Origin of the sequence: Lactovum miscens, assembly GCF_014202895.1 — a bacterium.
In the GTDB taxonomy this organism is placed as follows: Bacteria; Bacillota; Bacilli; order Lactobacillales; family Streptococcaceae; genus Lactovum; species Lactovum miscens.
Genome location: NZ_JACHHV010000036.1, coordinates 1 through 13472, shown reverse-complemented (window position 1 = coordinate 13472; position 13472 = coordinate 1). Strand labels below are relative to the sequence as shown.

8 protein-coding genes are annotated in these 13472 nt (G+C 34.5%); 2 read left to right on the top strand and 6 right to left on the bottom strand.

Annotated features, from left to right (window positions below; translation table 11 throughout):
* Positions 1–167 precede the first annotated feature (167 nt).
* Together HNQ37_RS07610 and HNQ37_RS07605 are read left to right on the top strand one after the other, a co-directional pair.
* A complete protein-coding gene (locus HNQ37_RS07610; protein ID WP_183540922.1) occupies positions 168–1793 on the top strand; it encodes an Rqc2 family fibronectin-binding protein in 1626 nt (541 codons plus the stop codon).
* Between the two features lie 414 nt (positions 1794–2207).
* Complete coding sequence (locus HNQ37_RS07605; protein ID WP_183540920.1) at positions 2208–3197, top strand: L-lactate dehydrogenase; 990 nt, start codon at positions 2208–2210, stop codon at positions 3195–3197.
* A gap of 989 nt (positions 3198–4186) precedes the next feature.
* On the opposite strand, the gene HNQ37_RS07600 is transcribed toward HNQ37_RS07605, so the two are convergent.
* The 6 genes from HNQ37_RS07600 to HNQ37_RS07575 form a co-directional block, all read right to left on the bottom strand.
* Complete coding sequence (locus tag HNQ37_RS07600) at positions 4187–4876, bottom strand: hypothetical protein (protein ID WP_183540918.1); 690 nt, start codon at positions 4874–4876, stop codon at positions 4187–4189.
* 681 nt (positions 4877–5557) lie between these two features.
* Positions 5558–6100: a hotdog domain-containing protein gene (locus HNQ37_RS07595; protein WP_183540926.1), complete on the bottom strand. Its 543-nt coding sequence runs from the start codon at positions 6098–6100 to the stop codon at positions 5558–5560.
* A gap of 45 nt (positions 6101–6145) precedes the next feature.
* A complete protein-coding gene (gene trmFO, locus HNQ37_RS07590; protein ID WP_183540916.1) occupies positions 6146–7510 on the bottom strand; it encodes a methylenetetrahydrofolate--tRNA-(uracil(54)-C(5))-methyltransferase (FADH(2)-oxidizing) TrmFO in 1365 nt (454 codons plus the stop codon).
* 147 nt (positions 7511–7657) lie between these two features.
* The gene (gene topA / locus HNQ37_RS07585) at positions 7658–9703 is read right to left on the bottom strand and encodes a type I DNA topoisomerase (RefSeq protein WP_414672516.1); all 2046 of its coding nucleotides are present in this window, start codon (positions 9701–9703) and stop codon (positions 7658–7660) included.
* 1724 nt (positions 9704–11427) lie between these two features.
* Positions 11428–12585: an AI-2E family transporter gene (locus tag HNQ37_RS07580; RefSeq protein ID WP_183540914.1), complete on the bottom strand. Its 1158-nt coding sequence runs from the start codon at positions 12583–12585 to the stop codon at positions 11428–11430.
* 21 nt (positions 12586–12606) lie between these two features.
* A complete protein-coding gene (locus tag HNQ37_RS07575; RefSeq protein WP_183540912.1) occupies positions 12607–13251 on the bottom strand; it encodes a class I SAM-dependent methyltransferase in 645 nt (214 codons plus the stop codon).
* Positions 13252–13472: the final 221 nt, after the last annotated feature.

Genomic DNA, 13472 nt, shown 5'->3' with positions numbered 1-13472 from the left:
GACTTGGATGAATTGTTATCCAAGAAAAATGTTCAAGTATCAGACACCATTTCAGATGTATCGGGGTGGCTAAATTAAATTTGCAATTTGCCATCTTCTAAATATAATAGAAAAAAGAAAACTAGACGGATAATTTTTAACTTGAAAATCTGTTATAATAAACTATTATGACTTTTGACGGATTATTTCTACATCATATGACAGCAGAGCTTTCAAAGAGCTTGACAGGTGGTCGAATTCAAAAAATAGCTCAACCTTTTGATCTTGAGCTTGTCTTAAGCGTACGTGCAAATGGAAAATCGAAAAAACTTCTTCTTTCCGTCCATCCACAGTTTGGCCGAGTTCAACTAACCCAAACTGATTTCATTAATCCCCAACAAGCTTCAACCTTTGTTATGATTCTCCGCAAATATTTACTTTCAGCTATTATAGAAAAAATCGAACAAGTCGAGAACGATCGTCAACTCTGGTTCCATATATCTTCCAAAAATGAAATTGGAGATGACATGAAAATCGCTTTAGTTGTCGAGATCATGGGAAAACACTCAAACGTCACTTTGTTGGATAAAACTTCTGGAAAGATCCTAGAGGCAATTAAGCACATTGGCTTCTCACAAAATCAGTTCCGAACAATTCTACCAGGATCAACTTATATTGCACCTCCTGATACGGGTCTAAAAGATCCTTTCACTGCGACAGATACAGATTTATTTGAAATCCTCCAAACAAACGGAAGATTTCAAGGCTTTAGTAAGGAGACTTGTGAAGCTCTTTCTAAATTAGATGTTGAAACTTTTCGTGAAAGAATTGAGAATTGTGTTCCGTCTCTATACCCTGATGATAAATTCTCAAGTATTAAACTCTTTGATAACTACCAAAAATTTGATAATCTTTCAGAATTACTTGATAATTATTATCAAACTAAGGCAGAACGTGATCGCGTCAAACAGGTAGCCAGTGATGTTATTCATCGAGTAGAGAGTGAGTTAAAAAAAGCCAAACAAAAACTCAAAAAGCAGAAAAATGAACTTGCCGCTACTGAGAATGCTGAAGATTTTCGTCAAAAGGGAGAACTTCTTAATACCTTCCTGCATCAGGTCCCAAATAATAAAACAAGTGTAACACTGGATAATTATTATACAAATGAACCCCTAGTGATTAATTTAGATTCTGCTTATACGCCCAGTCAAAATGCCCAACGCTATTTCCATCGTTATCAAAAACTCAAACAAGCAGTTAAGTTTCTAACAAATGAAATTGAAAAGACTTCACAAAGTATTTCTTATTTGGAATCTGTTGATGCCGAACTTGCCAATGCGGATATTGCCGAAATCTCGGATATCAAGGAAGAATTAATCGAAACAGGTTTTTTTAAACAAAAGCATCGTGACAAAAAACATAAGCAACTTCCACCAGAAAAATATAAAGGTCCTGATGGTTCAATCATTTTAGTTGGAAAAAACAACCTTCAAAATGAACAAGTCAGCTTTAAACTTAGCAAAAAAGGTGATCTTTGGTTTCATGTTAAAGATTTTCCTTCAGCTCATGTTTTGCTGACAAATAATTTAAGACCAAGTGATGAAGATATAACTTTTGCTGGCGAGTTAGCAGCATACTTCAGCAAACAGCGGGATTCAAATCTCGTTCAAGTTGATATCCTTGAAGTAAAAAAGCTCCATAAACCGACAGGAACACCTCCTGGCTTTGTAACTTACAACCGTGAGAAGACTATCAGAGTTACACCTGATCCTGAGCTAATAAAAATTCGAAAAATAAAGTCGAAATTGCCATAAATTTGTGATAATAACAGAAAAACTTGAAAAATAGTATTATAATAAACCTATCCAACATTGGATAGGTTTTTGTTTTATATGGTTAGCAATATTTTTAATCTCTTTGACTAAGTTATAATAATTCCGTTTAAAATAAGTTTCATTGATATTTTTGATGCAGACATGGAGATTCTAAAATTTCTTCAGAATTATTTTCCCAAGAATAAAGATACTGTTCATAGTAAATGAGAGTATAGCTTCAATTTCAATTTTTTATTTTGATAAACAATAATTTCACAATCCTTGTAAGTTTTTTAACAATTTGCTATAATCAAATTAATGTTTGTTAAGCCATAAGGCACAAGCTTACATGAGTTTACATCATTTTTACAATAAAATTTTCAAACAAATTTCACAATTGAAAGGATTTATATTATGTCAAACATTAAATCACGAAAAAAAGTAATTCTCGTTGGTGATGGCGCAGTTGGTTCTTCTTACGCTTTTGCTCTTGTCAACCAAGGGATCGCCCAAGAACTTGGCATCATTGAAATTCCAGCCCTTCGTGCTAAAGCTGAAGGTGATGCAGAAGATCTGAGTCACGCACTAGCTTTTACCTCCCCTAAAAAGATTTACGCAGCTGATTACTCAGACTGTAAAGATGCTGATATTGTTGTAATCACAGCTGGGTTACCACAAAAGCCGGGAGAAACCCGTCTTGACCTTGTTGGAAAGAACCTCAAAATTAACAAAGATATAGTTTCTCAAGTCGTTGCATCTGGATTTAAAGGTATCTTTTTAGTGGCTGCCAATCCTGTTGATATCTTAACTTATAGCACATGGAAGTTCTCAGGTTTTCCACGAGAACGTGTCATTGGTTCAGGCACTTCACTCGACTCAGCTCGTTTCCGTCAAGCCTTGGCAGATAAGATTGGCATTGATGCCCGTTCAGTTCATGCATACATAATGGGTGAGCACGGAGATTCAGAGTTTGCTGTTTGGTCACATGCCAATGTCGCTGGTGTAAAACTTGAGCAATGGCTACAAGATAACCGTGATGTTGATGAACAAGGTTTGGTTGATATCTTCCTTTCTGTTCGTGATGCAGCTTATTCAATTATCAATAAAAAAGGTGCAACTTTCTACGGAATTGCAGTTGCACTGGCTCGTATTACCAAAGCTATTCTTGATGACGAAAACTCTGTGCTTCCACTTTCTGTTTTCCAAGAAGGACAATACGACGGTGTACATGATCTATATATTGGACAACCGGCTATTGTTGGGGCTAATGGAGTCGTTCGTCCAATTCACATCCCATTGAATGATGCTGAATTGCAAAATATGCAAGCTTCAGCTAAGCAACTTCAAGCAATTCTTGATCAAGCATTCCAAGATCCTGAAATTGCAGCTGCTGTAAAGAATTGAGTTTTTAATTCAAAAAATAAAGTGGATTTTCGCCTGATGCTGAATGTACTCCCAAGCTAGATTTTTAATGAGATAGAAATATCTCGTTTTTTGTTATTCAATTTTTGATTGGCAATTTGATACTGTACAGGACTCCTTCAGTTCAATTTCTCTATAGTTCTTTCGATGTTACAGTATTCAACCCAAATTATAATTAGCTTCAAAAGAGTTAAAAACTAAACTCATGTTCCTTTTACACTAAGTTTTATTTTTATGTTTAAGTGTCTAAGCAAACAATTTTCTTACATACTACAACTTGCATTGTGCACATATAAAAAATTTTTCATAAACAAAAAAACACTTGATAAACTTAACATATTTATTAATTTCAGTTTTGGTTAGGTTTAACCAATAACTTTTTAACTTCTTCTCATGAAACAGTTTTTGGTATATATTTTAATAAAAAGTCCTGTATACTATATTAAATCCGTTTAAATCTCCTCTTTAAAAAAATAGATAAAACAATCCGAAAAACCACATAAAATCCATATGGTATGTTTTGGTTTTAAAGAAAGTAACATTCGGTTCTCAATAATTCGATTTCATCATGTAATTTTACATGATGTTTTTTCTCATATAAGGAATATTATTTACTATTCTAGACTCACATATTTTTAAGTACTCAATTTAAGACGATTTGATAGATTAATTGCCCTTCTAACTATTCTGTAAATATTTATTAGGATCATCATATTTTAAAAGGAAGGCCAGATATGGTCTTGTAAGACACAATCATGTCAAAGATTTCCAAGCTATTTCAATCATTATTTTTGATCCTTTATAAAAAAGAATCTACGTATTTTCAGCAAATTAATTATCTTGACGATGAAAAAAATCACTTTGAATACCAAAATGATTGGTATCGAATTTATCATCAAAGGCAGAACAAACAAATAAAGTTTAATATTTTTTAGAAATATATGTTAACTGACAGGAGCATAAAAATCTTCTCACTTTAGATGATCATATTGTTCATTTTTATCATTTTCATCTGGCGAAGATGTTTGCGAAAAAAGTGGATCGATAAGCATCTCCTTAGATTTACGGCCAAAACTTTTCAAAAGATCATTGTAAAAATTGGTATTGTGAATCTCCTCTGTTATATGATTCTGTGTTGCTGCAAAAAGATGAATAAGATTTCTTATTTCACGATTCGTGTTAATTCTGAAATTTTCAATGTCAATTACTGTTAAAAGTGTTGGATCTATGTTTCCAGTAGCACTCGTTAATACCTGAATATGATAGGTCGATTTTTCAATTTCCTTTTGAACCACCGGAAAATCGATATTAGAAATGACAATCGGATTTGTTTCTATCGTGACTTGAAGTATGCTGGCTTGTTTGGCTGCCTGATCTTTCAAAGAATATACATATAGAGAACGATCTGGATCGATTACTTTTTTAGAGCGAAGATCTTTTTGAATTTTCATCAATTCTTCCAAGTATTGCAGTTGCAGGTTTACATAATTTCTTGTTGTATTGATTAGATTTGTTGCATAATCACGTATTGTATTTCTTTGCGAACGAAGTGAGTCAATCTTTCTCTGATCAGATTGATATTTAATATTTATAAGTAGGCTTAGACTCGACAAGATAAACATGAGTACGGGGACGATAACAAGAAAAGTTGATAGAATCATATATTTATTGTGTTTCCTTTACAAAACAAGGTTAATGCATGAACATTAACCTAAACTGAAGAAATCTCTGAATGACCAAGGGAATTTCTTTTCTGAAATAATATAAGAAATTATGCTAACGATATCAGCATGAATAATAACATAGGGAAGGCTTAACAAGCACAGAAATTTTCAGCATTTAGAAATACCAACGGCACGTTCATCTTACTAAACAATTTACTATTTTAAAAATTATTAAGGACTACGCCTTGTGCTCTACAGATTTCGATCAATACTAGGAAGACGAATTCAAAAATTATTTCAGAAGAAATCTTTTCTAGAATTCACTCAACCCTATATAGTAAAAGTAATGGAAAAGATTCCTCTGAAAAGAATTCCCTGTTAGCAATATAACTTTAACATTCAAGTTTTTGAACATATAAACATTTTGACGCCAGTTATTCCAATAAATTGCAATAATTTAGAAGCAGATGATATCTTTCATAATATAATGTCCTAGATTAAACCTGTTTCCAAATAATAGTCATCTAAATTTTTGATTTCCATGTTTATAATTTCAAAAAAATTAAATCCAATACAACATCCTAAAAGAATCTTTATTCTTCCGCAAACATCTAAGTTTCGTGTATCAGTCCTTCTAATTATATTGGAAGTTGTATTTTGATAATTTTAAAGCTAAATTTAGTCTTGTAATCCTTCACTGCTCCATGGTAAATCTGTCGAGAGTTGAGTGGCAAATCTTTTGTAGTCATCTCGTTCATTCAAACGTTGAAGACGTCGCCCTTCATATCCCGCACACACCATTTTTTCCTCTGGTGTTTCTGCAAAAATTGCCGGAACATTAAACTCAATTTCTTCATTCATGTGTGAAGGTACAGCCACGAATGTAGTAAAACATGTAGCTGCTAAATAGCGATCACCCGTTGCCAAATCTTCACCAATCACTTTGACAAAGACTTCCATAGAATGATGATGAGCACCTGATACATATGTCTTGACACAAACTGAATGATTTTCATGCAGGGGTTTCAAGAAATTAAGATTGTCCAAAGAGGCTGTAAAGGCGCCACGGCGACAATGTCTTGACACAGAAATTGATGCAGTATCATCAATCAGAGTCATCAAGCGCCCACCAAACATGTATCCAAACGGATTCAAATCAGATGGAAAAATTCTATGGGTTTGTATGACCAAAGATTCACGGCAAGTCTTAGGCTCATCCACTTCTTCATTTTGAGATTCATTCTCTTTCATCATCATAAAGACTCCTTAAAGTTCATTTGTCTTAATAAGTTCTGCAAGGTCAGTTAGGGCACGCTCTGCGATCTTAAAATAGCGTTCTTTCTTATCACGAATTATTTCTGGGAGATCTGAAATCAAACCAAAAGTCACATTCATTGGTTGAAAATGCTTTGAATCCGCATGGGTAATATAATATGGTAAACTACCAATCGCCGTTGTTTGTGAAAAAATTACTTGCTCTTCTTCCTTAAAAAGCTTAACTGCATTAATTCCAGCAACTAATCCTGCGGAGGCAGATTCAATATAACCTTCTACACCCGTCATTTGTCCTGCAAAGAAAAGATTAGTTTGTTTTTTAGAGCGGAAAGTCTGAGTCAAAAGATTTGGAGAATCTATATAACTGTTTCGGTGCATCACGCCATAACGAACAAATTCAGCATTTTCAAGACCTGGAATCATTTGGAAGACACGTTTCTGCTCACCCCATTTGAGATGGGTTTGGAAGCCAACGATATTATACATTGATGCTGCAGCATTATCTTGACGAAGCTGAACAACTGCATATGGTGTCTTGAAGGCCCCATCACGTGGTCCAGTATAATTCACCGGGTATTCTAAGCCAACTGGCTTCATTGGCCCATAAAGCATCGTTTTCCACCCACGTTTAGCCATTTCTTCAATTGGCATACAACCTTCAAATACACGCATATCTTCAAAACTATTTAATGGCGCCTCTTCGGCATGAACCAAAGCTCCTTGAAAAGCTGTGAATTCTTCTTTAGTCATAGGACAGTTAATGTAATCGCCTGGTTCTCCATCTTCTACACCCTTGTCATAACGAGATTTACGATAAACTTTACTCATGTCAATAGACTCAGCTGAGATAATCGGAGCAGCCGCATCGTAGAAATAGAAACCATTACCATCATTAAGTTCGTGAATTCTTCCAGCTAGAGCATCTGAAGTCAGAGGACCAGTTGCGATAATTGTAATTTCATCATCAGGTATTTCGGTGATTTCTTCACGAATAACTGTAATTAAAGGATTGTTACTAATTTCAAAAGTTACCATTTCTGAAAAGGTAACACGGTCAACCGCCATAGCACCGCCGGCTGGAACAGAGTGTGCATCACCTGCTTTGATAATTAATGAGTCGAGGCGACGCATTTCTTCTTTTAGGAGACCTACTGCATTTGTTAGGGATGCTCCACGGAATGAGTTTGAACAGACCAATTCTGCAAAATTATCTGTTTTGTGTTGAGGTGTTGTTTTTCCAGTGTTGACGTCACGGAGTTCATAAAGGTGAACTCGAATACCTCGTTTAGCGATTTGATACGCTGCTTCAGAGCCAGCTAAACCTGCTCCTATGACATTTATATGAGATTTATTCATAATACAATGATATCAGAAAAACGGCAAACCCGCCGTTTTTCTGATTAGAGACCCATGAGACTCTATGATTGAATTAGCTTTATTCAAAAACTAAGCTTTTGATTTTTTATAAACAACTCTCAGGTAATTACATAGCTTATTAAAAAATTATTTTTGCTTTTCTTCTTGATAATCACATTCTGAGTCTGAGCAAACGACTTGCTTGCCACCACCACGAACTTTTTTTTCAACGAGGAAGTGACCTGATTTTGGACAATCACGGCCGACTGGTTTATCCCAGCTGGTAAAATCACAATCTGGATAACGGTCACAACCGTAGAAGATACGGTTACGTTTAGTTTTGCGTTCAATCACTTGACCTTCATGACATTTAGGGCAGGTCACACCGATCTGCTTTACAATTGCCTTAGTGTTACGACATTCAGGAAAATTAGAGCAAGCATAGAACTTACCAAATCGTCCTAGCTTTATCACCATTGGATGACCACAGACATCACAGTCAAAGCCAGCTGGCTCATCTTTAATGACAATCTTTTCCATCTCGACTTCAGCCTTCTTCAGCTCTTTTTCAAAAGGTTTATAGAACTGATCCACTACTTTTTGCCATTCCATACCACCATCTTCTACCTTGTCTAGATCATTTTCCATTTCCGCAGTAAATTCTGTATTGACGATATTTGGAAAATATTCAACAACTAAGCCATTAACAATTTCACCAAGTTCAGTTGGTTCAAAACGCTTTGCTACCAATCGAACATAATACCGTTTCTGAATGGTTTCTAGAGTTGGTGCATATGTAGAAGGACGGCCAACACCATTTTCTTCAAGTGTTTTAATTAAGGTTGCTTCTGAATAACGAGCGGGTGGTTGAGTAAAGTGTTGTTCGGGTTTTGTTATAACTTTTTTAACCGTCTCTCCCTTAATAAGTTCAGGTAAAACTGTACTTTTATCTTCATCATTATATACAGCCATATAACCTTTAAACTTAATTTGTGAGCCATTAGCAATGAATTGGACACCATTCTGACTAATTGTTGCCCTGACCGTATCAAAGACTGCAGCAGTCATCTGAGAAGCCACAAAGCGATTCCAGATAAAAGTGTAGAGCTTGAGTTGATCTTTGTCCAAATATTTAGCAATTGTGGCTGGTGTATTAAAAACGTTTGACGGTCGAATTGCTTCATGGGCGTCTTGAGCACCAGATCGATTGACTATTTTTGAGCCATGTTTGCTAAATTCCGCTCCGTAGGTATTAGTGATAAAGTTTGTTGCAGCATCTTGAGCGACTGGTGAGATTCGGGTTGAGTCTGTACGCATATATGTGATCAACCCTTGATGTCCTTGGCCACCTAGGGTCAATCCTTCATAAAGCTGCTGTGCCACCATCATCGTTTTACGTGTACGGAAGTTAAGCTTATTTGAAGCATCTTGTTGAAGAGATGATGTCGTGTATGGTAACGGTGCATTACGGCGTCGTTCTTTCTTCTCAACATTTTCAACCAAAAAGTCATTACCTTCTAGTAGGGAGAGAACCTTTTGGACATCCTCATTATTTTTCAGTTCACGTTTTTTTCCATTAATACCCCAAAAATTACCAGAAAATTTCTTTGTTCCCTTTTTGAAATCACCGTCAATTGTCCAATACTCTTCAGGCACAAAAGTATTAATTTCATTCTCACGATCAATAATAAGTTTTAAGGCAATAGATTGAACACGGCCGGCAGAAAGCCCTTTTTTGACTTTCTTCCATAGAATGGGAGAGATCGAGTAGCCAACCAAACGATCAAGCACACGACGAGCCTGTTGTGCATCAACTAGATCTTGATCAATCTGTCGTGGTGATTTAAAAGCGTCTTTGACTGCATCTTTTGTAATTTCATGAAATTCCACACGGTTATTTTCATCAAGTGGCAAATCTAGAATATGAGCCAGGTGCCATGAAATAGCTTCTCCTTCTCGATCTGGATCGCTTGCAAGATATACGGCTTTTGCAGCTTTGGCTTCTTTTTTTAAGCCATTTATCAAGGGAGCTTTACCACGAATATTAATGTATTGAGGTTCATAATTATGTTCAATATCAACTGACATAGTTGACTTTTTCAAGTCACGAATATGACCGATAGAAGCCACAACATGGTAGTTGCGACCAAGATATTTTTCAATGGTTCTTGCCTTAGCAGGAGACTCCACTATAACTAGGTTCTTGCCTTTTGATGCAACGGTTTTCTTAGAACCGTTTCTTTTTCTAGCAGTTTTAGATGCGCTAACTTTTTTAATTGTTTTTTCGGCCACAATTTTCTTATTAGTCTCCGCTTTTTTTTTCGTTATAGTTCTTTTACTTGTATTTGTTGTACTTTTTGATTTTGGGGCAGTTTTAGTTACTGGCAAGTTTTTCTCCTCTGAGGTTAAATTGATTTAATCGAGTTTTATAATATTAGGCTTTGAGGCAGTTTTGAGTTTTTAGCTTATTCTTTTTTCGATTCTGGCAAAGTTTACAGGATTTTTTAAAGTTTGTCAACGATTTGCATTCTCCTATAGTATAAACAGACTTCTATTTTGTTTAAAAATTGGCTTGAATTTCTTTATTCATAGGCTTCCACCTATTTAAAGACTCATTTAAGAAATATTCATAGTATAATTAACTATAAATTAAATAGTCGAAATGAAAAGCGAATCAAGTATCAACCTGGTATCACCATTTGCCATATCAAAGAAAATTTTCTCAAAAAACAAAAAAGCATAGAAAAGTAAAAAAAAACATCTTTGCATCATTATTATCAAACTTCTAATCCCTTGAGGAATTATAAGAAAAGTGTTTTTGAACCTACGTAGTATTTCAAAATTTGTCAGATTACCGAATTTAAAAGCACAGTAAATAGTCTTTCCAGTAAAGTCACATTTTCAACTTTAGTCATTAGTACAACAAAACATAGTGAAAAAAAGAAGCAGTGATTGTCTTAGCAACTTCTATTAATCCCAAAACTAAAAAAACACCTTGCTCTATATATTGACCCAATTAAACAATGTTGATGGTCCAAACTTTTTCAGACGTATGGACAATCAAATAATTTACTCAATTCAAACTCAATAGACTTGATCCACCACCGTCTACTATCTCTAGATTTTGAAGATTAAAAAGTGTTCGTGTTTTCATCAAATTGTTGTAACCATAGTTTGCGTCGGCTACAATTCTAGGTTGAATTTTTTCATTTATAATTTAAAGGCTCCAAAATATGAAACTAAGTTGAACACTGTTATTAATAATTATGATAGCAGATGTTGATATATTGTACTCTTTAACTGAACCATTAGAATTTATAAGAAATGAAGTCTGGTTACCGGCAGACCAATCACTAATTAACTTTACATTATTAATTTGAAGTCTTGAAATATAACCGGTTAACATATCAAAGCAGAATGCGTTCATAATCAAAAAGTTTGAATATTGATCAATCGGACTAGCATCAAGAAATCTTGCGAATTCCGCAAATGTGCTATTGTTAGGACCTAAGCATTATTTATTCTAATATCCTGATTTCTTTAGACAAAAAGTTAGAGAACTTCTGCATGGAGTTTTATTGACTTCATTTTTACCCTTCCTAGATCTCCAGCGTCTGAAACTAGTTCCGCAGGATTTGATACTTTTTCAGAAGTCAAGAACTGTTTTCAAGATAGCCGTTTGATTGTGTGGATTTTTTAGGAATAATATTTTCCAATTTTCACTACTTTATTTAAACTTATCACTTGAAAAATAAAAATTAAACCTTTTGAAAATAAAAGTTATCCTCAGCTTTGATTTAATTTTCTTCATCATTATTACTTTCAATTTTATTTACTTAAGCAATTTTTACAAATATTTTCTAGAAAAAAACTCTGAATTTATACAGAGTCCCTTAATCAGATAATAACTAACCTTCTTATTCTTCTTCAGAATTTTTATCAATGAAATGAGGTGATTGCTTGGTATACCAATCATAGAAATGAGAAATTAACACTTTCAGAATTGCATATACTGGGATTCCCAAAAAGACACCCCATACACCAAAGAAGGACCCTGCCGTCAGTAAGATGAAAAGAATCGAAATTGGATGAATTTTCATTTGTGACCCAATTACCAATGGTTGGACGAAACGTCCTTCAATTGTTTGTTCAATGATAAAAACAATCACAACTTTCAAAATCATCCAGGGATTAACCAACGCGGCAACAACTAAGGCAAAGGCAAAAGCCAAAAATGAACCTAAATAAGGTATTAAATTAAATATTCCAGCTAAGATTGCAATTGGTATTGCAAAAGGTAATTGAATGATACTCAATCCAACACTAAAGATAATTGCTACAGCAAGAGCAACTAGCACTTCACCACGAATAAAACTTGAAAGTTGCTTGTTCATATCCCTAAGAACATTTAAAGAATTTGTTCGCCATTTATTGGGCAAAAAGCTTGTCAGAAAAATTCCGATTGTCTTCCCATCTCGTAGTAGATAAAATAGTATAAAAGGGAAGATAATGATATCAATCACGATACCAGTAGCTGTAGTGATAAAACCACCTATACCAGAAACTGTAACACTGTAGAAGTTTCTCACTAAACTCAAAGCTTGATCACCCACTTTTTGAATAATCATATCAACGTTGATGTTCATTTTTTGCAAGTTATAATCTCTTACAAACTGATTACCTTGTCGCTCGGCTTCAGCTAAATATGAAGGAAAATTTTTAATAAAATTCTCAGCTGCCCCCATAATTGCTGGTACTACTACTGCAATTGCCCAACTCAGCAAGGCTAATAAAATAGTGAAAAGAATTGAGATCGTGACTGTTCGAGGCAACCTTTTACTTTCAGCAAAATCCACTATTGGATTGAGGAGATAATAAAAGAGCCCAGCCAATACAATAGGAAAAAGTACTATTCCTAAGAAACTAAGAATTGGTTGGAAAATGAAATCTATCTTATAAAGCAAAAAGATATTAAGGAGAATGAGGAGCATGCCAATAAAGAATGAAATAACCTTGTTATCAATAATCCATTTGTAAAACCAACTCAATTTAAAGTACTTTTCTTTCTCTTCCATACTTACCTATTTTCTTGCTTCTTATTTACTTGTTAATTCATAATACTGAATTTGGCGAGAGATTTTCTTTTTCTGAATGACCCACCCAGTTTCAAAAAAAAGCGTTTGAAGTTCCTTCGGAGAGTAAACCTGAACATCTCCTTCATAACTGTGATCAGTAATGACACGATTATATATCCGCGTGATAACAGGAATTCGTATTTCTGCAATAACTAAACGCCCATCTTTCTTAAGAAACCCCTTAACCTCTTTTAAAAAAGCGATAGGATCAGGAAAATGATGGAAGCTTGCAGAACAGGTAATGACATCAAAACTTTCACTACCAAGGGGAAGCTGTTGAGCTGAACCCGATTTAAAAGTGAAAGAAGGATATAACTCACTGGCCACACGGACCATTTTTGGTGAGATGTCAATACCAGTTCCTATGATTGCCTTCTTCTCATTTAACATCTCAAGTAACTTACCATTGGCGCAACCAATATCAAGAATAGTTGAGTGAATTTCAAAATCAAGAGTTTTAACGATAAATCTTTTGAAAAAGCTAGACAAAAATCCATCCCAACTATGATCAAAGTTTCGCGCAATTTCATCATAATGATATCTGGAGTCTCGCTCAGCATTAAATGAGTTAGGGTTAAGGGCTTCGTGTTTTGGTTTTTCCGGCATGTTTGTTTTCTAATAAATGTATAGTCACACTAGTCGACTACTAATTTTATAATTCTTTATATTTAATTATACAGTTTTAAGAAGATAAATGACAATTCTTAACTTTTTTAAGTTTTTATAGTTTACAAAAGTAGGCAAATTGCAAATTTAATTTAGCCACCCCGATACATCTGAAATGGTGTCTGATACTTGAACATTTTTCTTGGATAACAATTCATCCA

Bases quoted from the DNA above. Each gene is read 5' to 3' on its own strand.
- HNQ37_RS07610 (WP_183540922.1), top strand. From the start codon at position 168: ATGACTTTTGACGGATTATTTCTACATCATATGACAGCAGAGCTTTCA.
- HNQ37_RS07605 (WP_183540920.1), top strand. From the start codon at position 2,208: ATGTCAAACATTAAATCACGAAAAAAAGTAATTCTCGTTGGTGATGGC.
- HNQ37_RS07600 (WP_183540918.1), bottom strand. From the start codon at position 4,876: ATGATTCTATCAACTTTTCTTGTTATCGTCCCCGTACTCATGTTTATC.
- trmFO (WP_183540916.1), bottom strand. From the start codon at position 7,510: ATGAATAAATCTCATATAAATGTCATAGGAGCAGGTTTAGCTGGCTCT.
- HNQ37_RS07580 (WP_183540914.1), bottom strand. From the start codon at position 12,585: ATGGAAGAGAAAGAAAAGTACTTTAAATTGAGTTGGTTTTACAAATGG.
- HNQ37_RS07575 (WP_183540912.1), bottom strand. From the start codon at position 13,251: ATGCCGGAAAAACCAAAACACGAAGCCCTTAACCCTAACTCATTTAAT.